At 29.7% G+C, this 25627-nt stretch carries 27 protein-coding genes; 12 read left to right on the top strand and 15 right to left on the bottom strand.

Translation table 11 applies throughout. The features are described from left to right. Positions 1-75 precede the first annotated feature (75 nt). The 3 genes from H0I29_RS17225 (at position 76) to H0I29_RS17215 (ending at position 1939) form a co-directional block, all read left to right on the top strand. On the top strand, positions 76-480 hold the full coding sequence (locus tag H0I29_RS17225; protein WP_218753632.1) for a hypothetical protein: 405 nt from the start codon (positions 76-78) through the stop codon (positions 478-480). Then, positions 477-842, top strand: a complete 366-nt coding sequence (locus H0I29_RS17220) for a cupin domain-containing protein (RefSeq protein ID WP_218753630.1) — start codon at positions 477-479, stop codon at positions 840-842. Before H0I29_RS17225 ends, H0I29_RS17220 begins: the two co-directional genes overlap by 4 nt. An 80-nt stretch (positions 843-922) precedes the next feature. Beyond that, on the top strand, positions 923-1939 hold the full coding sequence (locus H0I29_RS17215) for an AI-2E family transporter (protein WP_218753628.1): 1017 nt from the start codon (positions 923-925) through the stop codon (positions 1937-1939). A gap of 68 nt (positions 1940-2007) precedes the next feature. Here the strand turns inward: H0I29_RS17215 and folD are convergent, their stop codons facing one another. The 9 genes from folD to msrB all read right to left on the bottom strand — a co-directional run bounded on the left by folD (position 2008) and on the right by msrB (position 10540). Next, positions 2008-2883 (bottom strand): bifunctional methylenetetrahydrofolate dehydrogenase/methenyltetrahydrofolate cyclohydrolase FolD, encoded by an 876-nt coding sequence (gene folD / locus H0I29_RS17210; RefSeq protein ID WP_218730745.1) that lies wholly within the window; start codon positions 2881-2883, stop codon positions 2008-2010. 85 nt (positions 2884-2968) lie between these two features. Beyond that, positions 2969-4297 (bottom strand): signal recognition particle protein, encoded by a 1329-nt coding sequence (gene ffh / locus H0I29_RS17205; RefSeq protein WP_165733415.1) that lies wholly within the window; start codon positions 4295-4297, stop codon positions 2969-2971. Between the two features lie 232 nt (positions 4298-4529). After that, positions 4530-5072 (bottom strand): DinB family protein, encoded by a 543-nt coding sequence (locus H0I29_RS17200; protein WP_218753626.1) that lies wholly within the window; start codon positions 5070-5072, stop codon positions 4530-4532. A 217-nt stretch (positions 5073-5289) separates the two neighbouring features. Beyond that, on the bottom strand, positions 5290-6675 hold the full coding sequence (locus tag H0I29_RS17195; RefSeq protein ID WP_218753624.1) for a hypothetical protein: 1386 nt from the start codon (positions 6673-6675) through the stop codon (positions 5290-5292). Positions 6676-6809: 134 nt separating this feature from the next. After that, complete coding sequence (locus H0I29_RS17190) at positions 6810-7508, bottom strand: hypothetical protein (protein ID WP_218753623.1); 699 nt, start codon at positions 7506-7508, stop codon at positions 6810-6812. Positions 7509-7595: 87 nt separating this feature from the next. Further along, positions 7596-8744 carry a hypothetical protein gene (locus H0I29_RS17185; RefSeq protein WP_218753621.1) on the bottom strand — a complete coding sequence of 383 codons (1149 nt, stop codon included), beginning with the start codon at positions 8742-8744 and terminating at the stop codon, positions 7596-7598. A 9-nt stretch (positions 8745-8753) separates the two neighbouring features. Next, positions 8754-9434, bottom strand: a complete 681-nt coding sequence (locus tag H0I29_RS17180) for a hypothetical protein (protein ID WP_218753619.1) — start codon at positions 9432-9434, stop codon at positions 8754-8756. 3 nt (positions 9435-9437) lie between these two features. Beyond that, positions 9438-9965, bottom strand: a complete 528-nt coding sequence (locus H0I29_RS17175; protein WP_218753617.1) for a T9SS type A sorting domain-containing protein — start codon at positions 9963-9965, stop codon at positions 9438-9440. Between the two features lie 98 nt (positions 9966-10063). Next, positions 10064-10540 carry a peptide-methionine (R)-S-oxide reductase MsrB gene (gene msrB, locus H0I29_RS17170; RefSeq protein WP_218753615.1) on the bottom strand — a complete coding sequence of 159 codons (477 nt, stop codon included), beginning with the start codon at positions 10538-10540 and terminating at the stop codon, positions 10064-10066. A gap of 186 nt (positions 10541-10726) precedes the next feature. Between msrB and H0I29_RS17165 the strand changes: the two genes are divergently transcribed. Together H0I29_RS17165 and H0I29_RS17160 are read left to right on the top strand one after the other, a co-directional pair. Then, positions 10727-11530: a M48 family metallopeptidase gene (locus H0I29_RS17165; RefSeq protein WP_218730737.1), complete on the top strand. Its 804-nt coding sequence runs from the start codon at positions 10727-10729 to the stop codon at positions 11528-11530. 99 nt (positions 11531-11629) lie between these two features. Next, complete coding sequence (locus tag H0I29_RS17160; protein WP_218753613.1) at positions 11630-12937, top strand: MFS transporter; 1308 nt, start codon at positions 11630-11632, stop codon at positions 12935-12937. Positions 12938-12990: 53 nt separating this feature from the next. On the opposite strand, the gene H0I29_RS17155 is transcribed toward H0I29_RS17160, so the two are convergent. The 5 genes from H0I29_RS17155 to H0I29_RS17135 form a co-directional block, all read right to left on the bottom strand. Continuing rightward, on the bottom strand, positions 12991-13551 hold the full coding sequence (locus H0I29_RS17155) for a type 1 periplasmic binding fold superfamily protein (protein ID WP_218730735.1): 561 nt from the start codon (positions 13549-13551) through the stop codon (positions 12991-12993). A gap of 24 nt (positions 13552-13575) precedes the next feature. Then, complete coding sequence (locus H0I29_RS17150; protein WP_218753611.1) at positions 13576-15978, bottom strand: TonB-dependent receptor; 2403 nt, start codon at positions 15976-15978, stop codon at positions 13576-13578. Between the two features lie 544 nt (positions 15979-16522). Beyond that, positions 16523-17008 (bottom strand): hypothetical protein, encoded by a 486-nt coding sequence (locus H0I29_RS17145; protein ID WP_254712658.1) that lies wholly within the window; start codon positions 17006-17008, stop codon positions 16523-16525. Positions 17009-17011: 3 nt separating this feature from the next. Next, complete coding sequence (gene purB / locus H0I29_RS17140; protein WP_218753609.1) at positions 17012-18355, bottom strand: adenylosuccinate lyase; 1344 nt, start codon at positions 18353-18355, stop codon at positions 17012-17014. Positions 18356-18400: 45 nt separating this feature from the next. After that, positions 18401-18952, bottom strand: coding sequence for an adenylosuccinate lyase (locus H0I29_RS17135; RefSeq protein WP_218753607.1), 552 nt, complete (start codon positions 18950-18952; stop codon positions 18401-18403). Positions 18953-19030: 78 nt separating this feature from the next. Between H0I29_RS17135 and H0I29_RS17130 the strand changes: the two genes are divergently transcribed. The 7 genes from H0I29_RS17130 (at position 19031) to H0I29_RS17100 (ending at position 24676) form a co-directional block, all read left to right on the top strand. Next, positions 19031-19744 carry a toxin-antitoxin system YwqK family antitoxin gene (locus H0I29_RS17130; protein ID WP_218753606.1) on the top strand — a complete coding sequence of 238 codons (714 nt, stop codon included), beginning with the start codon at positions 19031-19033 and terminating at the stop codon, positions 19742-19744. A gap of 126 nt (positions 19745-19870) precedes the next feature. Then, on the top strand, positions 19871-21058 hold the full coding sequence (gene mnmA, locus H0I29_RS17125; protein WP_218753604.1) for a tRNA 2-thiouridine(34) synthase MnmA: 1188 nt from the start codon (positions 19871-19873) through the stop codon (positions 21056-21058). A gap of 40 nt (positions 21059-21098) precedes the next feature. Beyond that, complete coding sequence (locus H0I29_RS17120; RefSeq protein WP_218753602.1) at positions 21099-22760, top strand: S8 family serine peptidase; 1662 nt, start codon at positions 21099-21101, stop codon at positions 22758-22760. Next, positions 22760-23701, top strand: coding sequence for a nitronate monooxygenase family protein (locus tag H0I29_RS17115; protein WP_218753600.1), 942 nt, complete (start codon positions 22760-22762; stop codon positions 23699-23701). The genes H0I29_RS17120 and H0I29_RS17115 overlap by 1 nt, the downstream gene beginning before the upstream one ends. Before the next feature lie 117 nt (positions 23702-23818). Continuing rightward, complete coding sequence (locus H0I29_RS17110) at positions 23819-24010, top strand: cold-shock protein (protein WP_018943662.1); 192 nt, start codon at positions 23819-23821, stop codon at positions 24008-24010. Positions 24011-24199: 189 nt separating this feature from the next. Then, on the top strand, positions 24200-24391 hold the full coding sequence (locus tag H0I29_RS17105) for a cold-shock protein (RefSeq protein WP_218730726.1): 192 nt from the start codon (positions 24200-24202) through the stop codon (positions 24389-24391). Positions 24392-24478: 87 nt separating this feature from the next. After that, complete coding sequence (locus H0I29_RS17100) at positions 24479-24676, top strand: YwbE family protein (RefSeq protein WP_284041439.1); 198 nt, start codon at positions 24479-24481, stop codon at positions 24674-24676. Positions 24677-24684: 8 nt separating this feature from the next. Here the strand turns inward: H0I29_RS17100 and H0I29_RS17095 are convergent, their stop codons facing one another. Further along, a complete protein-coding gene (locus H0I29_RS17095) occupies positions 24685-25587 on the bottom strand; it encodes a lytic transglycosylase domain-containing protein (RefSeq protein WP_218753598.1) in 903 nt (300 codons plus the stop codon). Positions 25588-25627 lie beyond the last annotated feature (40 nt).

Genomic DNA, 25627 nt, shown 5'->3' with positions numbered 1-25627 from the left:
TTTGTTATATTTATTAAATAAGAGTTTTTACATAAAAAGGATGCCGTTTCAATCGCTTTCGCAAAACCAATATTTATGAAAACATATTCAATTGAAAACAGTGAAGGAACAGTTTTAAGACCAAATTCTGAGTTTGAAAGAAGAATTATCTTTCAATATTATTTAGATAATGACATTAAAATAAACTCCAAAGAAAAAGAGATTCTTTTAAAAACAGATGTGTCAGAACATGAGTCTATTGGTATTATAGGGTGTTTATTAAATGATAGCACTCATTTAAATACTCTTAGGTTAGCGATTGGTTCTAAAAATTTGTCAAATAAAAAATTATCTAATTTAGCAAGTTCATTATTTAATGCTGAAGAATTAGAAAAAGCAGATACGGTTTACTTTGTAGAAAAAAACGTTGATGATTTAAGTAGAATAGAAAATATAATAACAAGCGAATATCTTGCCGCATTTTATAGTTTTAACAGATGAAAAAATATACCATTCAAAAAGCACCCTTTGTGGTTCCAACCACAGATGGTAAAATAATAGAAGAACATTTCGGACAAGCAACCGATGGAAACTCTCAAATAAGTATTGCGCATATGGTTGCGCCTTCTGGTTGGAGTGAACCTTTTCAAACTCCAGAGTTTGAAGAATACACCTATATTATTAAAGGAAAAAAACAATTTATAATAGATGGCGAAACCATTATTTTATCTGCAGGTGAATCTATTAAAATAGAAAAAAATACCAGAGTTCAATATTCAAATCCTTTTACAGATCCTTGTGAATATATGGCAGTTTGTTTACCAGCTTTTTCTATAGACTTGGTACATAGAGAAGAAGTATAGATTACATTTGTGTTAATTTATAAATTGATAGTTATAATATTAATTTTATTTTATTTCTAAATTGCGATAAACTACTACATATGAAAGATACTATTGCACCAAGAATAATAAGACAAATATTTGTTTTATTACTTATTTTATTTATTTTAATTCTAATTTTCAGGGAATTAATTCCCTATTTATCAGGTGTTTTAGGGGCAATAACTATTTTTGTTTTATTAAGAAAAGCAATGCTTTTTTTGGTTAATAAAAATTGGAAACCAAATATTGCCGCAGCTTTTTTAATCTTAGTTTCCTTTATAGGTATACTTTTACCTATTTCGGGTATTTTATTAATGTTGGCAAATAAAGTGCGTGATGTAGTTGGAAATTCAGAAGAGGTTGTATCCAAGTTTAAAACACAAATGACTTCTTTAGAAGGTAAAGTAGGTTATAATTTTACAGATAGTATAGACGCGGAAGAAGTGTCTAGTTGGATAACAGATAACTTGCAGGGATTTGTAGGTAGTACCTTTAATATATTTATATCAATTGGTTTAATGTACTTCTTATTATACTTTATGTTGGTAAATGAAAAAATCTTAAGAAAATCTTTATACAAATATTTACCGATAAACGAAGTGAATTTAAAGATTATAGGTTCCGAAGCGAAGTCTATGGTTCGTTCTAATACCATAGGAATTCCTTTAGTTGCTATTGCACAAGGTATTATTGCGTTAATAGGTTTTCTGATTTTCGATATAAATAACCCATTCTTTTGGTTTACAATTGTTACAGTAGGTTCTATGATTCCTTTTATAGGAACCTTTGTAGGTATATTACCTGTTTTTATTTTAACGTTAGCTTCTGGAGATAGTGTTGCTGCTTGGGGAATCTTAATTTATGGGATAGTTGTAGTTGGGTCTACAGATAATATTATAAGGCTTTTGGTATTAAAAAAATTAGATGATGTGCACCCTTTAATTACCTTAATTGGTGTTATTGTTGGGGTACCTTTATTTGGGTTTATTGGTTTAATTTTCGGACCATTATTAATCAGTTTATTTTTAGTAATTGTAAAAATTTACAGAAAAGAATTTGCCGAAAATAATATTTAATCAATACAATTTTAAGCAAAAAAAAGCGATGCATTTAATGCATCGCTTTTTTTATACCTTATAAAAAATTAGCTTTTTCTTTGGCAAGCTAATAATGTGTTTTTTAATAACATGGCAATAGTCATTGGGCCAACTCCACCAGGAACAGGAGTAATAAAATCAGATTTTTTAGAAACTTCATCAAAAGCGACATCACCAACCAATCTAAATCCACTTTTTTTAGAGGCATCTTCTAAACGAGTAATACCTACATCAATTACAGTAACATGATCTTTTATCATATCTGCTTTTAAAAATTCAGGAATACCAATTGCAGCAATAATAATATCTGCTTGTAAAGTTATTTCTTTTAAATTTTGAGTTCTACTATGGCACATTGTTACCGTTGCATTACCAACCTTTCTTTTTTGAGATAATAAAATACTCATTGGGCTACCAACAATATGACTTCTACCTAAAACAACCACGTGTTTTCCAGAAGTCTCAACCTTATATCTTTCTAATAGCTCTAAAATTCCAAAAGGAGTTGCAGAGATAAAAGTAGGTAAATTTAGAGCCATTTTTCCAACGTTCGTTGGATGAAAACCGTCTACGTCCTTATCAGGATTTATAGCCATTAATATTTTTTGCTCATCTATATGTTTTGGTAACGGAAGTTGCACAATAAAACCATCAATATCTTTATCAATATTTAAAATAGCAATTTCATTTAATAAATCTTCTTCGGTAGTATCATCTGGTAATCTAATTAAAGTAGATTCGAAACCAACAAGCTCACAAGCTTTTACTTTTGCATTCACATAAGTGATACTTGCACCGTCGTCTCCAACGATTATCGCTGCTAAATGAGGCGTATCAGCTCCTTTACTTTTTAAATCTTTTACTTCTAAAGCAATTTCTTCTTTAATGTCTGCAGATGTTTTTTTTCCGTCTAATAAAATCATTTCTAGTTTGTTGTGTTGTTGTCTAGTTGTTGTGTATTATGTAAATTAAAAAAAGATAAACGTGTGTTTATCTTTTTTAATATTTTTACTTCATTCCTTTCATCATTTGCATCATCTTTTTGCCGCCGCCGCCTTGCATCATCTTCATCATTTTACTCATTTGGTTAAATTGCTTCATTAGCTGGTTTACTTCATTAACCGAAGTTCCAGAACCTTTTGCAATTCTCTTTTTTCTACTGGCGTTTATTGTTGTTGGTGTGCTTCTTTCTTCCGGTGTCATAGAATGAATAATAGCTTCGATACCTTTAAAAGCATCATCGTCTATATCTACATCTTTCATTGCTTTACCAGCTCCAGGAATCATACCAACTAAATCTTTCATGCTACCCATTTTTTTGATTTGTTGAATCTGACTTAAAAAGTCATCAAAACCAAATTGATTTTTAGCAATCTTTTTCTGTAATTTTCTAGCTTCTTCTTCATCGTATTGGTCTTGTGCTCTTTCAACTAAAGAAACAACATCTCCCATCCCTAAAATACGATCTGCCATTCTATCTGGATGGAATACATCTATTGCGTCCATTTTTTCTCCAGTACCAATAAACTTAATTGGTTTATCAACAACAGATTTAATAGATAATGCAGCTCCACCACGAGTATCTCCATCTAATTTTGTAAGAACAACTCCATCAAAATTTAAGATATCATTAAAAGCTTTTGCAGTATTTACTGCATCTTGCCCTGTCATAGAATCTACCACGAATAAAGTTTCTTGTGGACTTACAGCTTTATGAATGTTAGAAATTTCATTCATCATCTCTGTATCCACGGCTAAACGACCAGCAGTATCAATAATAACTACGTTTTTACCGTTTGCTTTTGCATGTTTTATAGCGTTTTGTGAAATTTCAACAGGATTATTGTTTCCAACTTCTGCATACACCTCAACACCAATTTGTTCTCCAACAACTTGTAATTGATTTATTGCAGCAGGTCTATAAACATCACAACCAACTAATAAAACTTGTTTAGATTTTTTATCTTTAAGAAAGTTTGCTAATTTTCCTGAAAAAGTAGTTTTACCAGAACCTTGTAAACCAGACATTAAAATTACAGTTGGCGAACCACCTAAATTAACACCTACAGTTTCTCCACCCATTAATTCTGTTAGTTCATCTTTAACTAACTTTACCATTAATTGACCTGGGTTTAACGTAGTTAAAACGTCTTGCCCTAATGCTTTGGTTTGAACTCTTTTGGTAAATTCTTTGGCAATTTTAAAGTTAACATCGGCGTCTAACAACGCTCTTCTAACTTCTTTTAATGTTTCGGCAACATTAACTTCTGTAATTTTACCATGACCTTTTAAGGTGTGTAAAGCTTTATCTAATTTATCGCTTAAATTATTAAACATAATTCGTCTTCTTTTTTAGGAAGCACAAATATATGAATTAGAATAGTTTTTTATTGAATCAGAATTAGAAAATATGTAGTTAAAGATATTTATTAATTGATTAGAGATCAATTAAAGGTAAATAGGTTAAGTAAAAACGAAGTTTCTTATTAAAATATTGAATAATATGAATTTAAACTTATGATCTTATTTTTATCACGAAGTAAAATTCGATATTTTATACCTACTAAGGTTAGCAATAAGTCTCTTCACCATAATGCATTATTAATATTTTGGTATGATGTTCTGTGTGATATGCTGTCCACATTATAATTTCTCTAATAGTCATTTTACCCATTAATGGATGCGGAAGTACCAATGTGTCTAAATTAACATCACTAATTTTTTTGAGTTTAAATTGTAGTTTTTTACTCTGTATTTGCAGTTTTATTAATAGACGTTCTCTATCTTTTAATAATGTTTTTTTTAACTTTTGATTGTATTTCTTTGTTTTATCTTTTTTGTCAAGTAATTTTTGATGGTACTTGCTTACAATCGTTTTGTAATCTATAGGTTCTCTATTACATAACCCAAATTTGTATTTTAAAAAAAAGCGAGGATAACTTAAAGCGTTATTTAAAAGTTGTAAGCTATTTACTAAGTGAAGTATTTGTTGTCCTACAGTCCATTTTCCATCGGGACCTTTTTCCCAGTTGTCATTTGGTTGATCTTCTAACCATTTAAATAAAGTATTGTGATTTTCCTCTAATAAATCTGCAATTTCCTCTTTTTCCATCAATAATAAATTATGTAAGTAAGATACAAAAAAAATACGTTATAAACTGTTGAGGCTTAATATGACTTTTAGTGTTTTTTAAGTGTGAATGGTTGTTTACTTCAGCAAATACTCTCTCGTATTCTACAATAATAGATATCCTGAAAACTGCAAATGGTTATAGCAGAATTAGAAAGTAAATTCGCTTTATAATAACATAAAGTGTTTAGTTTTCTTCTTAATTAATTTTTTCAAGAGTTAGCATAGTTCCTTCAGGTAGTATGGTTAAACTATCTAGAGTTCCACGATCACTTTCGTAAACTCTACCTTGAACTCCAATTTTATCATTTGCAATTAAATCTAAAATTTTTACCATCGTTACCGTACTTTTATTTACCAAATTACTTGTTTGATAACTATAAGCTATTGTATTATTTACCGATATCGTATTTTTTGTGAGTTGAAATTCTCCTCCAACTCGAACATTATTTATTACTTCGGATGTAATTCTGTATGTAATTTTATATCTACCTGTGTTAAGTGCAATAATTCCATCTGTAGTATTAGTGTAATCTGAAGAGTTGGGAGTAAAATCTTGAGATTGAAAGTTGATTGTTGTAAAATTGGAAGATTCTGCAATTGTTTGTATTGCATTTGGGTAGCGTTCGCTTACTGTAGGTGTATAAAAAGTTTTTGGTATATATTGAGATGAAGTATTATCATAAACTAATGTTTGTCCGTTTGTTGGAGGTATGTTTGAAACATCTATGTTTTGTATTTTTATAATGGTGGATGCTGCTAAGGTTCCTGAAATATCACCTGTAATTTTTAATGCTGATAAATCTGTTTGTTTTGTTGTTTCAGCATCATTTTCTAATGAAATCTCTAAATTTTTTCCATCTATATTTAAAGTATAAATATCAATTTTTTGAGTATCCGTATTTATAGTTGAAGCATCTATCCAATTTGTTCCTGTATTAATTGCTGATAAAATTTGTCCAGTAATACCTGTAGAATTATTTTTATCCTTAATACGACCATCTAATTTTAGGGTTTCTTTTATAGTTACAGTTGTTGTGTTTGCTATTTCATCAATATTGAGAGCTTCTATACCACCAACTGAAAACCTAATTTCATCTGCGACTGGGCTGTACATTCCTGTATCTATATCATTTTTAAATCTGTATGATGGCCTACCCATAGTACCATCAGAATTTAAAATGCCTTCCGTTCTCATGGCTCCTGTAACATGGAACTTATTTGTAGGTGAACTTGTCCCTATACCCAGTCTATTATTGGTGCTATCCCAGAATAATTGAGTATTGTCTTCTGTAGGTATACCTGTAGCACTTGCAAAAAATACAGATCCTTCGGTAGCTGTTGGAGATAATTTTTCCCAAGAAGTACCATTATAAATTTTAACAGTAGTGGGTGAGGAGGAAGTATCAAACCAAATATCGTTTTCTACTGGATTTGAATTACTCGTATTAGAAGTTGTAACTGTATTATTTCTTATGTTAAGTATAGTTCCTTTGTTATTGATAACGCTAACTTCTTGAGCATATATACTAGCTACTAATAGTAGTAAAAAAGTTATGATATGTTGCTTTAGAAATTGCTGCATTTTTATTTATAAAATAGAGTTATAAAGTCAAAAAAATAAGAAAGTTGATTTTGAAAATAAGAGTTGTATTCTTTTATGAATAGTAATATTATGGCTTGTAATTTTACAAACCATAATTTATAAAGATGCTATTTTTACTTAATAAAGTGTACTTCAAAAACATCTCCAGTATAAGCAGTACCGCCTAATGAAGCAACAACTATGTTTACTTCATTAACGTTAGTAATTGTGTAATCTGTACCAGATCTTAATTTTGCTCCATTTCTATACACAGATACACGATTAACGTTTGTAGTTGCTAAAATACCAACAGCATCCACAGTAAAGTCAGTTGTTACATCTGCAGTCAATTCTGTTTCATCCCATAGAACATCAATGAAATTAGTCATTAAAAGTTTTTTTGTTTCACCAGTAGCTTCATCCCTAACTAATAATGAATATCCTGTAGTGTCAAAAGCTGTTGCAGCTGAGTTTTCAGCATCACCAGCGGTTGTGTCAATTCCATCAATTCCTGTAATAGCAAAAATAGCTCCTGATGCGTCAATATAAGTATCATCTGTTAAAGTACCACCCAATTGCCAGGTTGTAATTACACCTCCATCTGGTGCGGTGTCCGTAAACATTGTTACGCCATTACTAGATTGTAAATACTTAATTGTACCCTTATTATCAATAACTTTTATAGATCCGCCAGCCTCACCTAAAACGGTATTTGCTTGTTTTGTAAAATCGGTTGCAGCATTAGTTGAGGTTTCTGTTCTTTGGGCATTTATGGTACTACTCGCCATAATTATAATACCTAATATTGTTGATTTTAAATAATTCGTTTTCATAGTTTTCATTTTTAATTAATTTAATTGTTATTTTTCTTTTTTAATTGTTTTTATTCATAGGCTTTTCAGTTTTTTATGAGTGATGTATTAATATAGTTGGACTATTCTAACTTTATCATCTTGGTAACATTTCGCTTCTTGTTCTAGTTTTATAGTTGTATTGTTAATTGCAATAAAATTGATGCGAACACCGTTTCTAAATACATCTATTTTATCAGAATTTGTAATTTTGAGGGGAGTGGTAAATTCTAATTGACCATCAGAAGCAATAATAATTACTTGTTTTTTTTGATGGAGAGTAGAATTAGGTTTTTGTCTTAAAACACCTGTACTTTTATCCATAACGACTATTTGATCTTCAGTATTTGTGCTTTCTTGCAATCCTGCAAAGGCAAATGTGTTTGTTGCACTTGTGGTAATTAAAGTTGGTTCTATTAAAATACCACCTAATTTTATTTTATTGTCTCTTGTGTAAAGGCCATTTTCAGCTTTCATATTTCTTAATGAAACCCATTGAGTACCATCATATACTTCTAAACAATTACAAGTCTGATTCCAAACTTGATCTCCAGTTACAGGTTTTTTGAATTGAGCATCTCTAAAGCTATCATTACCCACTACTATAAGTCCAAATTCATTAGTAGGATCAAAATCATTATTAATAGGTGTCCATTTTATATCATCCCAAATCATTAATGATGGGGAGTTATTTATACCATAATCTGTAAGCCAAATGATATCTCCTAATTGATAAGGAGGAGATAAGTCTCCTAAAGAACTTACTATTTTTATGTTCCCATTTCTATTCTCATTACCACGATCAGGTTGAGGTCTGTATAATATTTTTTGACTGTCTAAAAAGACAAAACCGTCGTTATCATTTAGAATATTTAGTTCAACATTTAAATATTTTAATTTTCCATCCCAATTAATATCATAAAATGTATTACTTATGGGTATTCCTTCTCCTACAATAAGAGAAACCATGCCGTTTTTATCTGTACTAATTGTATGTTCTTCTATATATTCTACAGAGGTTTCATTTGATATAGTAAAACGTAGGATAATTTCTTCTAGACCTAAAGGAACTTTATTTTCTAATACGTTTGTTCCAGGAATCTGAATTTCTTCGTTATTTAAAATTAACGCCTGATAATTAAAACCAGGTGTTTGACCAAACAGAAAAGTGTTTGTCAGTAAAAATAAAAAGAGCCGTATTTTATGTGAAAATTTCATATTTATTTTTTAGAACCTTCTGTTATTTAATCTTAAAATATAGAATAACAATCCAAATGAAAATGCCTTGGAGTGAAATGAATATGCTTCTTCTATATTACTGTCTTTGTTTTTTTCTTTAAAACTATCAGCTACATTATATTTTACATAAGTAGATAGATTGTCATGAATAACATACTCTACACTTATTCCTCTGTGTATTCTAATTAAATTTTTGTCAAAAGTATTTTCCTTGTATAAATTTACTGTATTATCTTTATATGTTCTTGTGCCTGAAATAAGCCAATCGTAAGAAATATGTGTGTGTACCTGTACTTTTAATCGCCTTTCATTAACAAATGCAAAGTTTATCCCTGGTTTTAAGGTTAAATAACTTAAATCATACGTTGTTGGTGTGCTAATCTTACCAGAATAAAAACCAGTATTAATTTTATATTTGTTGTATCCAAGTCCTATATCCCAAGTAAATCGTTCTTCATATAACGCAAATCTAAAACCACTTTCAATAAAAAAATCTTGTGCTTTTGAGTAACTTAAATCTAAAGTATTATTTCCTAAATTATTTACATAATTTTTAAAATAGGCGTTTTCAAAACCAGTTTCTAAATAGGCTTGTTGTGCTTTTGTTGTATTATTTATGAAAATAAATACAACAGTTATAATTATAATATTTGAGATATTTTTCCACATCCCTTATTCTGTTTTTAGTATTTTTTCTGTAAACGTATTATTACCGCTTTGTATGCGTATAATATAAGTGCCTATACTATAGTTTTTTAACTGGATAAGTAAAATGTCTGTAGAGGAATATTCTTTTTTTAAGATGATTTTCCTAGTAACATCATATATGTGTATATGAATTTTATGCTTAGTTTCTTTGGAGAAATTGAGTGTTAGATATTCTATAAAAGGATTTGGAGAAATGACAAGGCGAAGAGATTTATCAATAATATCCTTGTCAGAGTTATTGATATTAAATATTTTACTATTATTTAAAAAACCTTGTTGTACATCTATTTTACCAGTGCTTTTTGTGCCAATAATACTAGATTGACCAATGCTTTGTATAACTGTATACCTTATTATATTGTTAGAAATAGGGTATACAGATGTACTACCTACTGTAGATATTGTAGGTTTTAAAAGAGTTTGTTTTGTTTGTTGAGAATGCGTTTCAATTACAAGTAAAACAAGTATTATGAAAAGTAGTTCTTTAATCAATGAAAATTTCTTTTTAATTATAATGCAGTTTTTTCTTAAATATATGCATTTTTAACAAGAAATTAACTTTAATTTGATTTTTTGTTTATAGTTATCGTTTATTTAGTTATGAATTTTAAAGCGTCTCCATTAATACAATGACGTTTTCCAGTGGTGTTTTTAGGGCCATCATCAAAAGAATGACCTAAGTGACCTCCACAAGTATTGCATTTTAATTCTGTTCTTGCATAACCAATTTTATAATCTACATCTAACTCAACATTTTTCTTTATTGCTCGGTCAAAAGAAGGCCAACCAGAACCAGAATCATATTTGTATTCAGATTTATAAAGAGGTGTTTCACAAGCAGCACAAACGTAAGTTCCTTTTTTTTTGTTTGTGTTAAAAGAACTCGAAAAAGGTTTTTCGGTACCTGCTTCTCGTAATATATAATACTGTTTAGCTGTTAATTCTTTTTTCCATTCAGCATTTGTTTTTTCAATGTTGTATGTTTTTTTTTCTTTGGATGATGTTTGAGCTATACCATTACAGCTAATCATTAAAATAAAAACTAGTAAAGAGAAAATATTTTTCATAAATTTTAAATGTTTTTAAGTTAGACGAAAACTTTGTGACATAATTACAGATTTAACTTTCGGCAATAAATTATTTTTTTGATTAAGATAGAATATGTAATTTTATAGAATTGTAAATAATCAACCAATAGTGACAATTTAGAAATAGATGTGTCTTATCAATTAGTGATCATAAAAAATAAATAGATGAAAAAAATAGCAGTTTTACTTTTAACAGTTTTACTTTTTGTAGAATGTAGTACCGTACCAATTACGGGGAGAAGTCGTGTCAATTTTGTAAGTGATGCACAAGTGCTACCTACTAGTTTTGCTCAATACAGTACTTTTTTAGAAGAAAATAAATTATCTACAAATACTGCAATGTCTAACCAAATTAAAAATGTTGGTAAAAATATTTCTGCAGCGGTAGATCGTTTTATGCGAGCAAACAATATGAGCTCAGAAGCAGATTCTTATAGATGGGAATTTAATTTAGTAGATGATGAAACCGTAAATGCTTGGTGTATGCCAGGAGGAAAAGTCGTTTTTTATACTGGTATTATGCCAATTTGTGCTAATGAGAATGGAGTTGCAGCAGTAATGGGGCACGAAGTTGCACATGCTTTTGCTAAACACGGACAAGAAAGAATGTCTCAAGGACAATTACAACAATTAGGTGGTGTTGCCGTAGCATTGGGTACTTCTGGTAAAAGTGACGAATCTCAACAATTATGGAATACTGCATTTGGTGTTACTACTGGTTTAGGAATGTTAAAATTCAGTAGAGTTCATGAGCAGGAAGCAGACAGGTTAGGTTTGGTTTTTATGATTATGGCAGGTTATGATGGAAGGGAAGCTGCTGAGGTTTGGGTAAGAATGAGTAACTTATCTAACGGAAGTTCTCAACCAGAAATTTTAAGTACACACCCTTCTAATGAATCTAGAATACAAGATTTAAGAAATTATTTACCAACGGCTAAAAAATATGCAGCAGAGTACAACGCCAAGTAAAAGATATAAATAAAAAATAAGGAAACAAATAGATTTCCTATATTGTAACCGTTCAAAAAAAGATGTTTTTTTGAACGGTTTTTTTATAAAATAGATTTTATGTTAAAAATTGGAGATAAAAAATTAATTAATGCTTGGGCTTTTTATGATTGGGCAAACTCAGTATATTCTTTAGTAATTAGTACTGCTGTTTTTCCTATTTATTATGCAGGCTTAACAGCTTCGGAAGGTTTTGCAAATACAGAAGGAAAAATTACTTTTTTAGACACACTTTGGAATCCGACAACCTTGTATAATTATGCAATGGCATTTTCTTTTTTAGTAGTGGCTTTTATATCTCCGATGCTTTCTGGTATTGCAGATTATGCTGGTAATAAAAAGAAGTTTTTAAAGGGTTTCTGTTTATTAGGCGCGCTCTCTGTAATGAGTTTATATTTTTTTACAGGAAAAGAAACGCTTTGGGTCGGAATCCTTTTTACCATTTTGGCGAGTATAGGTTTTTGGGGAAGTATCGTATTTTACAATGCGTATTTGCCAGAAGTTGCTTTACCAGATCAACAAGACAATGCAAGTGCAAAAGGGTTTATGTTAGGGTATTTGGGGTCTATTTTATTATTGCTTTTGTGCTTAGTTTTAATAGAAACTGAAGTTTTTGGTTTTTATGATAAACAATTTGGCTCACAATTATCTTTTGTCTTAGTAGGTTTGTGGTGGCTTGGTTTTGCACAAATAACCTATGCTAAATTGCCAAACGAAGAGAAAAAAGAAATCCCAAAAGACAATTATTTTGCGAAAGGATTAAAAGAAATAAAAAAAGTTGCCAAAGAATTATTTGCTTATAGAGAATTAAAAATTTTTTTAATTTCATTCTTTTTATGGAGTATCGGCGTGCAGACTATTATTTTAATGGCGGGTATTTTTGGTACTATTTTAGGTTTAGAAACCTTAAACTTAATTGGTACTATTTTACTAGTTCAGTTTGTAGGAATTATAGGCGCTTTTTTATTTTCTAGATTGTCAAATAAAATAGGGAATATAAAAACATTAAAAATTACCATTGCTATTTGGGGATTGGTTTGTTTTATAGGATTTAACTTAACTAAAGATACTCCGAATATAGAAATTTACTTTTATATTTTAGGAGCTTTAATAGGTTTGGTAATGGGAGCTATACAATCTTTAGCAAGATCTACATACTCAAAAATGTTACCAAAAACAGAAGATAATGCGTCCTATTTTAGCTTTTTTGATGTAACAGAAAAAATAGCCTTAGTAGTAGGTATGGTAACTTTCGGAATTTTAAATTCTATGATATCTATACAATCTAGTGTTTTGGCTTTAGCTGTTTTCTTTTTAGCTGCTTTTATTTCTTTAAGTACTATTAAGAAAACAAAATATGTTAAATAAAAAAAGTGCTGAGTTCTAAAACTCAGCACTTTTTTTTTATTTTTAATAAAAAATTATTCAATAGTAATAGCGAAAGTTACTTCTGCATCTGTTTCTCCAGCAGCATTAGAAATATCACCATCTACAACACCTTCACCACTTTTATTTGGCTCATGTATAAGAGAAACTGTTAAGCTTTCTGATCCTGCATCTGTTGTTGTTAATGAAAAATCAATACCAATTGGTGCCCCATTTAAATCTGTATCTATGTACGTTGTAGAAGCTATTTCGTTAGTAAAAGTATAAAAGAATTGGTGATCTACACCTTCTTCTTCAACTTCTAATGTAATATCTTCTGCAGGGTTTTCAGTTTCGTTTAAAACTTTTGTTACTCCTGTATATATGGTGTTAGCAGCTAAATTTCCAGAAATACTAACTTCTGGTTCCGTTGGTCCGTCTCCATCTAAATCTGTACTTTTTAAAGTAATAGTATCACCACCATTTTCAGGAGTTAAAACGAGTGTTACAGTTGTGATTAATTCTTCTTCGTTAACAGCTATTGGGTCATCATCTGAACAAGATGCTGCTAAAACAATAATTGATGCTAATACTAATACGTGTTTAATTGATTTCATAATGTGTGTTTTAATAATTGATTTTTAATAATTAATTTTTAATTGTAAACTATAATTTCTTCCTAAATCATCAGCATAATATCGTAACCTATTTAAGTTGTTTCTATATCTTGTGTTTAATAGATTTGTTACGCCTGCTGAAATTTGTAAATCTGTTTTTTTTGATAACTGAAAAACAGCATCTGTATGTAAATGTAATAGGTGATAACCTGATGGTGTAGAGCTAATGTCTACTAAAGCATCGATATCTTGTGTTGGTAAATAAACAGAAAAGTTGTTATCTGGATAATTGATTTGTTTTAAAACCAATTCACTCTCTAAACGAACTCCTAATTGATGCCATTTTTTATTTCTGTACTCCAAAGAGTTTTTAAAACTTGGAGCAGGAATGTCTATTAAGTCTCTATTTGTTTTTGTTTCGTACCCAAAAGTTAAAGAAGATTTATTATTAAAAGTAAAAGCATCATTAATTTTTTGTTGCCACGTAAAATCGATTCCGTACAAACTTGCATTTGTAGCTCTGTACTCCCAAACAGGAAAAGCACCACGAATTGTTTGTTCTATTCCTGTTGGTTCTAAATAAATAAAATTATGAATGTTATTAAAAAATACCTCTGTAGAAATTCTTGTATCGTTAGATTGATAAGTGTACGTAGAAGAAACTCTATTTGAAACTTCTTGTTGTAAATCTAAATCTCCCAATTCAATTCTTGAAGCAGAATGATGTAAACCGTCACTAAATAGTTCTGATGCATTTGGTGCCCTACTAGATAAACCATAATTAAATAAGACCGCATTTTTATCATTTACTTGATAAACAATTCCTGCGGAAGCAGATACATTATGAAAATTAAAAACAGGGTTTACCAACCATTGTGTGGTAAAATCTCCTGTAATTAAATCACTAAATTCTGTGTCATAACCTCTTTCTGTCCATCTACTTTTTAAATAGAACTTTTTAGCATTTATGTAATTGTAATCATACCTTACACCAACATTTGCTGTTGTTTTATCACTTAAGGTAAAGTTTCCAATTGCAAAAATACCAGCATCAAATTTATCATAATCAGGTATTAACCTTCTAATACCCGTTAAAGGGTTTGCAAAATTATTTTGATAACTCCCTTTTAGTCCAACTTTATAAGTTTGATCTAGATTGTTGTTAAAATCAAAAGAAGAACTGATTGAATGTGTTGTTAAATCTAAATCAATAGCAGCTTTATCTTTATCGTCTCCAACTCGTATATCAAACTCAAAACGCTGATTTTTTTGAAAATCATATTGAACCTCAAGTTTGCCTAAGTTTTTAAACCTTTTGTAATAATTAGTCTTAAAAATATGGTGATTTACCTCTTGCTTTGGCGCATTAATAGTATAACTGAAATCCTCTATAATTAGAGGCTCTTTATTATTTATGGCACTTACTAAATCATCTAAATTACCAATGTGCGACGCTTTTAAAATACCAATATTATTATGTACAAAACTATAATTAAAGGTAAAGCCACTTTCATATTTTTTTAATCCCGATTGAATAGAGAAGGCTTGAGAACTTAAACCAGTGTTTGTTAAATTATAATCTGGACTATTAAAATCGCCAAACTTTTTTATAGTAGTTTTAGCATCTATAAACCAACCTTTTTCTGTGGTTTTAGTAATACTTGTATGTAAATTACCACCTCTTCCGTTACTTTGTAAGCCTAAAATTGTTTTGCCATAAATACTATCTTTTAAAGCGTGTTTTATTGGTTCCATAACAATAACACCACCAATGGCATCTCCACCAAACTCTAAAGAATTGGCACCTTTAATTACTGTAATTTTATCAGCATTATTTATATCAATATTTGGTGCATGTTCTATACCCCATTCTTGATCCTGTAATCTAACACCATTTGTCATTACTATAATTCTACTACTGTGCAAACCATTTATTACAGGTTTAACAATAGAATTTCCGGTGTTGATAGAAGAAACACCTGCAACATTTTTTAAAGCATCACCTAAACTTTTACCACTATATTCTTCAATAACCTTGTTATCTATTTTTGTAGTTTGTATTGTTTTAGATGTTACTTTATGTGTAGATGCTATAACAACTTCTTCTAGATCTTCTATATGATGTTCTAAAGTAATTTCTTTAAAAGTGTTTCCACTTAAATTAAAGACAATTTCTTTCGTTTCACATGATATATGTTCTATTACAATAGTTGTTTTACCTTCACATAAATTATTAAATTCAAACAAGCCATCAAAATCTGTAATAGCGTATTTGTTTGAATTTTTAACTTTTAGAGAAGCACCAATAATTGATGTACCATCATGGAAATCAGTGATTTTCCCTTTAAAGGATAACTGGCAATCTTGTGCAAATGCAGATGTAGTTATACATATTGCAAGTACACATTTACAAAATAATTTGATCATTTTTTATTTTCATAATTTAAATTAAAAGAACTTAATTTAAATACATACAGGTGGCCCTCTTAATAAAAACGATAATTGATAATGATTTTTTAAGAAATTATATTGTAACCTATTATTAGTATAAATAAGAGTGTTTAACTTAATGTTAAAGAGGTTTTCAGTTAAGAGAGAATTGTTTGTTTGATAAACATCTAACTTACAATCAACGTCTTTTTTATGAATATGATTTTCAACTTTAGAAATGCAAACACCGTGTTCATGGTTGCTAAACGCATGAGCAGAAAGTGTAAAAATTGGCAATAGGAATATTACCAACATTAAGATACCAATATATTTATTTAGCTGTTTGATATTACTTTTGTTTCTATGGTTGATATATCTAAAATAATGGGTGCAAATTACAACTATCCTGTTGGATAACTAATTTCATTTTGTTAAAAAAAACTATATAAATTAAATTACAAATGACGACGTAGATATACTAAGACAGCGTTTGTTTTAAGTTCGTCGTTTTTTACAGTATGGAATTACAGGAATAATAATTTTATTTCACCTTATAAATAGTACCATCTGTAGCAAATTTACTAAAGCCAATTTTTGCAGAAAAACTAAAAGAACTATCTGTTACTTTTGTAATTTGAACATAAATAGGTTCTTTATCAATTTCCTTTTTTGGAGATTTCATCTTTAATGTATAGAAGAAATTATTTTTCCATTTGATATATAATGTATCAATATGTTTTATCTTTTTTTCTCCATAAGTACTATCATTAGAGATGCTTATAATTTTATCATACTCTTCAATTTGAAGACTATCTTTTCTAGTGATCGTTGTTTTACTATATCCATCTCCTGCAGGAATCTCAAAAACACCTTTTTTAAAGCGATCTGAGTTATCTTTTAAATCTGACTGACAAGAGAAAAATATAATACTGAATAAAACCAAGAAACAAGATACAAAAGGATACTGTTTTTTAGCATCCTTTTGTCTTGATTCTTGATTCTTGTTTCTTGGTTCTATTTTTAACATAGCTTATATACCTGTATAATTACTTGGTGTAATTGCTTTTAATTCTTCTTTAATTTCTAGTGAAACTTCTAAAGTATCAATAAAGTCTGCAATAGATTTTTGGTTGATTTTAGCATTCGTTCTCGTCAATCCTTTTAATGCTTCATAAGGATTAGGATATGCTTCACGTCTTAAAATAGTCTGAATTGCTTCTGCAACAACTGCCCAATTGTTTTCTAAATCTTGTGCAAACTTTTCTTTGTTTAACAATAATTTATTCAATCCTTTTAAGGTAGATGTAAATGCAATAATTGTATGACCAAATGGTACACCAACATTACGTAAAACAGTACTATCAGTTAAATCACGTTGTAAACGAGATACTGGTAATTTAGCAGAAAGATGTTCAAAAATTGCATTTGCCAAACCTAAGTTTCCTTCAGAATTTTCAAAATCGATAGGATTTACTTTATGTGGCATTGCAGAAGAACCAACTTCACCTGCTTTAATTTTTTGTTTAAAATAATCTGTAGAAACATAGGTCCAGAAATCTCTATCTAAATCTAAGATAATAGTGTTTATACGTTTTAAATTATCAAATAAAGCAGCTAAATGATCGTAATGTTCTATTTGAGTTGTAGGAAAAGAGTGGTGTAAACCTAATTTTCCTTGTACAAAATTACTTCCAAATTCTTTCCAATCTATACTTGGGTATGCAACTTTATGTGCGTTATAATTACCTGTTGCTCCACCAAATTTTGCAGCACTTGGTATGTCATTTAATAAGTTGAATTGTGCTTTTAAACGTACCACGAAAACTTCTATTTCTTTTCCTAATCTTGTTGGAGATGCTGGCTGACCATGTGTTCTTGCCAACATAGAAATCTCTTTCCACTCAATAACTAATTCTTGTAACTTTTCTAAAAGCTCAGTATAATGAGGTACATAAACATCGTTCATTGCTTCTTTAATAGAAAGCGGAACAGCGGTGTTGTTGATATCTTGAGAAGTTAATCCAAAATGGATAAACTCTTTATGTGCTTGTAAACCTAAGGCATCAAACTTTTCTTTGATAAAATATTCAACAGCTTTTACATCATGGTTTGTAATGCTTTCAATATCTTTTATTTTCTGAGCATCTTCAGCAGTAAAATCAATATAAATTTTACGTAAATCATCAAATAAATCGTTGTTAAAATCTGATAATTGAGGTAAAGGAATTTCGCACAAAGCAATAAAATATTCAATTTCTACACGAACTCTGTATTTTATTAAGGCTTCTTCCGAAAAATAATCTGATAATTTTGATATTTTACCTCTATAGCGACCATCAATAGGAGAGATGGCATTTAATTGTGTTAATTCCATTTTTTAGTTATGTTGTTAACTGCAAAAATAGTGAATTTAGCAGATTTATAAAGTAGATTTTCTATGTTTTTCTATCAATTCTAAAATGAATCTTCCACGAGCTTTACACCCCTTACTTTCATGTATAATTTTAGTTTGAATTAAGTGTTTTAATTCAGGATGAATCCACTCTTTTTCTAATCCGAAATAGTATAAAGTAGTCATTGTATAAGCTCTTACTGCAATTTTTTGTGGTGTAATTAACCAATCGAAACCTGTTTCGACGATACTGTTTATATGGTTTTTTGTCAGTTTTTTTTGTACAATGTTTTCTGTTTTAGAATAATAAGCAGTCGCTAAATGTTCACAAATTTTAGCACATGGTCTAATGGCACTATCAAATTTTAAGGTTTTAATTTTTAGAGTGAATTCATCTAAATGAGTTAAAATCCACTCCAAATGATGATGTGTGCACATCCATTCTAAAATCCAAGCAGACTTTATAGATACTTTATTTTCGGTATCAAAAGTAATAGTAACCAGTTCTTTAAATAGTTGTGGAGTTTCTATAATAATATTGGCAACTCTTTGTCTGTTTTCCCTTTTAGGGTTTTCCATGTTGTGGAGTTGTTCGGTTACGAAAAGTAAATTTGATTTTGACACGATTAATGTATCTTTGTTTTAAAATTATATTTAATGATAAAGATAAAAAGACTGTTTTTTATTTTACTGTTTTTCGCTTGTTTTTTTACAAGTGAAGATTTTAATGGACAAAAAATTAATCAAGTAAATGCTAATAACCAAAGGGTAGGAGTTTGGAAAAAGTATTATTCTAATAAACGAATACGCTATGTTGGTCAATTTAGAAACGGAAAAGAGATAGGTGTTTTTAAGTTCTACGACATTACAAGTTCGAGACATCCTGTGATTATTAAAAAATTCTACGAAAACTCAGATTCTCTATATGTTCAATTTTTTACTCTAAAAGGAAAAATAGAAACAGAAGGTGTTCTAAAAGGCAGAAAACGAGTAGGTAATTGGAAATATTTTTATCCTGATGGTATAATTATGTCGGAAGAAAATTATAAAAATGGAAAATTACATGGATCACAAATAATTTATTATCAAGATGGTCAAGTTACAGAATTTGCTACTTACAAAAACGGATTGTTAAACGGTATTGTTAGTAAATATTCTAATAAAGGAGTTTTAATTGAAGAGGTTACGTATGAAAACGGTGCTTTAAATGGCTTAGCAAAATATTTTGAATTAGACGGTGTTTTAAAAGAAATTGGAAATTATAAAAACGGATTAAGAGTAGGTAATTGGGAGTATTATATGGATGGAGAAGTGGCTTCAGAAAAAGAAATTAGAAAGAAAAACACGTTTTCTCGTAAAAAAGAAGATTAATCCTCGGTTTGTTCCGTGTATTGTTAAAAAGAACTTGTTATATAAAACAAAACAATGGCTTTATCAATTCTTTCAATCTGTTAAAACCATTTCTAATGTGTACCTTTGCATCCTCAAAAATTAAAAATGAAACGAGTAGTTGTTGGTCTTTCTGGTGGTGTAGATAGTAGTGTTACTGCACATTTATTAAAGGAACAAGGGTATGATGTAATTGGGCTATTTATGAAAAATTGGCACGATGATTCTGTCACTATTTCTAATGAATGTCCTTGGTTAGAAGATTCTAATGATGCAATGATTGTTGCAGAAAAATTAGGGATTCCTTTTCAGGTAGTAGATTTAAGTGCGCAATATAAAGAACGTATTGTAGATTATATGTTCGATGAATATTCTAAGGGTAGAACACCAAACCCAGATGTACTTTGTAACCGAGAAATTAAGTTTGACGTTTTTATGGACATCGCTTTAAAATTGGGTGCAGATTATGTGGCTACAGGTCATTATTGTAGAAAAGGTGAAGAAATTATAGACGGAAAACCAGTTTATAAATTATTGGCTGGTAAGGATAATAATAAAGATCAGTCTTATTTTTTATGTCAATTATCTCAAGAACAATTAACAAAAGCATTGTTTCCTATTGGTGAATTAACAAAACCAGAAGTTAGGGAAATAGCTAAAGAAGCAGATTTAATTACTGCAGAAAAGAAAGATTCGCAAGGTTTATGTTTTATTGGTAAGGTACGTTTACCTGAGTTTTTACAACAAAAATTACAACCTAAAGAAGGGGTAATTGTAACGATTCCAACCGATTTTGAGCAATACACAAAACAGGCCCCTACTTTTGAAAATAAAGAAGAAGAATTAAAATATTACGCTACCAAATTTACATACAAAAAAGAAGATGGTAAAGTGGTTGGTAAGCATCAAGGAGCACATTATTTTACAAAAGGACAACGTAAAGGTTTAAATGTTGGTGGTACAAAAGAAGGTTTGTATGTGATAGAAACCGATGTTGTAGAAAATGTAATTTACACAGGAGAAGGTAAAAATCACCCAGGATTGTACAGAAACGTATTGTTTGTTTCTAATGAAGAAATGCATTGGATTCGTGAAGATTTAACTTTAAAAGTTGGAGAAACTATGCAGGTCGATGCAAGAATTAGATACAGACAACCTTTAGAAAGTGCTATTTTGCACAAAGTAGAATCTGGCTTGTACGTAGCATTCGAGAACAAACAATCTGCCATACAAGAAGGTCAATTTGTAGCTTGGTATAAAGAGGAAGAGTTATTAGGCTCTGGAGTTATCTCTTAAAATATTTATAAAAATCATAAAAAAGTAGTAATTTCGGAGTATGAAGAAATTACTACTTTTTTTATGTCTAATGATTTTTTTAAAAGTTGATGCACAAGAAGATGCTTGGCTTTTTATTAAAGATAAACCTCAAGAAACTAGTTTTTTAGAAAACCCTATTTCGATGCTTACTCAAAGAGCGTTAGATAGAAGATCTAGACTCAATATTCCTTTAGATTCTAAAGATGTTCCTGTTGATGAAGCGTATTATAATCAACTTAATAATGATGAAACAGTTACTGTTTTAGGTAAATCTAAATGGTTAAACGCTGTTCATGTTCAAGGAGAGGTTACAGATATTAATACTTTAATTTCTAAATATAGTTTTATAGCATCTGTAGAATTTGCTAATAAATCTTTGAATCTAAATGGTAAATCAAAAGGAAAAACAATAACTCCAAATCATTATAATAAGTTGAATGAAAACCTTACTGATTTTAATTATGGTGCAACCGATAATCAAATTAAAATGTTAAAGGGAGATTATTTGCATCAACAAGAATTAACTGGCGAAGGACAAATAATAGCAATTATAGATGCAGGGTTTCCTAATGTAAATACCTTAGATACTTTTAGCAGAATAAGAGATAACAATCAAATTTTAGGAGGCTATAATTTTGCTGATAGAAATGATAACTATTATACAAGAAGTAGCCATGGAACGCATGTTTTGTCTTCAATTGCTGCGTATATTAAAGATGAATATGTTGGTACGGCTCCAGATGCAAAATTTTATTTATTTATATCAGAAATTTCAGAAACGGAAACTGTTTTAGAAGAGACTTTATGGGTAGAAGCAGCAGAACTAGCAGATAGTTTGGGTGTAGACGTAATTAACACCTCTTTAGGCTATACTACGTATGACAATCCTAATCACAACCACACCTACGCAGATATGGATGGTAAAACCACTTTTATTTCTAGAGGAGCAGAAATTGGTGCTTCACGTGGTTTGCTTTTGGTAAATGCGGTTGGTAATGACGGAACTAATTCTTGGAAATATATGGGAGCACCGGCAGACGCCCCTTCTGTGATTTCGGTTGGAGCGGTAAATTCTTCAGGAAATATTGCAAGTTTTAGTTCTTTCGGACCAACATCCGACGGAAGAATAAAACCAGAAATACTAGGTAAAGGTCAAAACCCAGCGTTGATAGATTATAATTCTGGAGAAATCACAACTTTATCTAGCGGAACGTCTTTTTCATCACCCATAATGGCAGGTCTAATTGCTTGTTTAAATCAGAATGAAGGATTTCTTTTAAAATCATCCTTAAAAAAATCTGGTGAAAATTATAATGATTATTTAAAAACTGCTATTTACGAATCTGCGGATAAATTTAATAACCCTACGGACCAGCATGGTTATGGAATTCCTAACTTTGAAATAGCATTGAATAGTTATATTGCTAGTTTATCTTTATTAAAAGGTGAAGTTATCAATTTAAAGATTTCTCCAAACCCTGTTCAAGATCGTTTTACTATTTCTACTGATAATTTTGAGGATCTGTCAATTCAAATTTATACCATTTTAGGTGAAAAAGTATTTGAAAAAGCAGCAGTAACTTCCAAAAATATTGATATTTCGTTTTTGAATACAGGTATTTATTTGTTGAAAATATTAAAAGGAAATCAGCAAAAAAATATTAAAATTATAAAACAATAATGACTAATAAAATAACAACTCTTTTCAATATAAAATACCCGATTGTACAAGGAGGCATGATTTGGGTTTCTGGATGGAAATTAGCTTCAGCAGTTTCTAATGCAGGTGGTTTAGGTTTAATTGGTGCAGGTTCTATGTATCCAGATGTTTTAAGAGAACACATTATTAAATGTAAAAAAGCAACTTCAAAGCCTTTTGGTGTAAATGTACCAATGCTGTATCCAGATATTGAAAAAATAATGGATATTATTGTAGAAGAAGGCGTAAAGATTGTTTTTACTTCTGCAGGAAATCCAAAAACTTGGACGTCCTTTTTAAAGGAGAAAGGAGTTACGGTTGTACATGTTGTAAGTTCTGTTAAGTTTGCTTTAAAAGCAGAAGTGGCAGGTGTAGATGCTGTTGTTTGTGAAGGTTTTGAGGCAGGCGGACATAATGGGAGGGAAGAAACAACTACTTTTACTTTAATACCTATGGTAAAAGAGCAAGTTAAAATACCTGTAATTGCGGCTGGTGGAATAGGAACCGGAAGAGGGATGTTGGCGGCTATGGTTTTAGGTGCAGATGGTGTACAGATAGGAAGTAGGTTTGCTGCAACGTTAGAATCTTCTGCTCATATTAATTTTAAAAATACCATTGTTACCGTTAAAGACGGAGACACACAGTTAACGTTAAAAGAATTAGCACCAGTTCGTTTGGTGAAAAATAAATTTTATAATGATGTACAAGAATTATATAAACAGAACCCAACTAAAGAAAATTTAATAGAATTATTAGGTAGAGCAAGATCTAAAAAAGGAATGTTTGAGGGAGATTTAGATGAAGGTGAGTTAGAAATTGGTCAAATTGCTGGTTTAATTCATGAAATAAAACCAGTAAAAGACGTTCTAAGAGAGATTATTGATGAATTTAATGTGGTTAAATCTCTGGTAATTAGTGATTAGTGTTGTTTTTTTGAAAATAACTTAATTATTTTGATAGGATTGTTAATTTTTGGCATTACATTTGCAATTCAATAAACGTTGTTAGGAATTAATTTAACAACACAATATTTTTTTATTATGAATAAAGGTACCGTAAAATTTTTCAATGAATCTAAAGGATTTGGATTTATCACTGAAGAAGGATCAAACAAAGAACATTTTGTACATGTTTCAGGATTAATCGATGAAATTCGTGAAAACGATGAGGTTGAATTCGACTTACAAGATGGAAAAAAAGGATTAAACGCAGTAAACGTAAGAGTATTATAATATATATTTATTACTAGTTAATTTTTTAACTAAAAGCCTATCAATTTATTGATAGGCTTTTTTTATGCTGTAATAATTCAGAATAAATAAACTATCATAAAAAATTACTCTGTTATTCAAATTTTGGCATTACATTTGTTATTATATAAATGTTGTTAGTAATTAAATTGACAACAAATAATTTTTATTATGAATAAAGGAATCGTAAAATTTTTCAATGAATCTAAAGGATTTGGATTTATCACTGAAGAAGGATCAAACAAAGAACATTTTGTACATGTATCAGGATTAATCGATGAAATTCGTGAAAACGATGAAGTTGAATTCGACTTACAAGATGGAAAAAAAGGATTAAACGCAGTAAACGTAAGAGTATTATAATATATATTTATTACTAGTTAATTTTTTATCTAAAAGCCTATCAATATTGATAGGCTTTTTTTATTTTAGTATTTTAAAACTGTATTTATGATAGACGGAAGACAAAGAAAAAATGTTAAGATTGGCTTATTTGTAGAAATTGTACAGAAACCACATCAACGAAGTGGAGAATTAACAGAAGGTGTTATAGCAAAAATTCTAACTAAATCTCAAAACCATCCGTATGGTATTAAAGTTCAGTTAGAATCTGGGTTGGTAGGTAGAATTAAAAATATTATTGAATAATAACTATTTTAGTTAATAGGTATTTTAATCTCGTATACCTTTCTACTTTTATTGTTTAGTTTATTTTCTCTTAACCAAGGGTTATGAATTTTAAACTCTTTATAATTCATTCCGAATTTTTTGGCAAAATGTGTAATGTTAGATATTGCTGTATCAACTTTTATAGTTCTTGTTTTTGCTAAGGTATATAAGTCTTCATTTTCAAAGACAAAACCATATTTTTTGGGATTGCTTATTACTTCTTTTAAAGCAATAATTCTTAATACATATCTTTCGGTTTCATCTGGCAATTTAGCATCGTAATAATTAGTTACTTCTTGCTCATCTAATCTTTTACTAACGCCATAGTTTCCTGCATTATATGCAGCGGCAGCTAAAGTCCAAGAATTAAAACGTTTTTGAGATTTTTTTAAATACTCAGCAGCTACTTTTGTCGATTTTTCAATATCGTAACGCTCGTCTACATTGCTATTAATCTCTAATCCGTATTCTTTACCTGTTGCCTTCATAAAATGCCACATACCTGCTGCACCTACGTTAGACGTTTCGTCTATAAAAGCACTTTCTGCCAAGGCTAAAAATTTAAAATCGTCTGGTAAACCATATTTTTTAAGCAATGGTTCTAAAATAGGAAAGTACTTATTAGCTCTCTTTATCAATAATAATCCATTAGATTGCCAATAGGTATTAACTAACAGTTCTCTTTCCATTCTTTCTTTAACATCAGGAATTTCTAAAGGAACCCTTTCACCTGCAAGATTTAAATTATTAGGTAGTTTTAACGCTTTTATTTTATAGGTTGCATGCGTACTTGTTTGCGGGTCTGTTTCATTTTTATTTATGCCATTATAAAATAAAAAAGCAATTATTAAAATGCTAAGTAGTGAAAGAAAACGGAGTGATTTATTCATGAGATTGCAATGTTTTTGTGATTTAAAAATAAGGATGACC

The sequence above is a fragment of the Polaribacter sp. R2A056_3_33 genome, assembly GCF_019278485.1.
In the GTDB taxonomy this organism is placed as follows: Bacteria; Bacteroidota; Bacteroidia; order Flavobacteriales; family Flavobacteriaceae; genus Polaribacter.
Note: the sequence above shows the minus strand (reverse complement) of the source record. Positions and strands in the feature narration are given on the sequence as shown.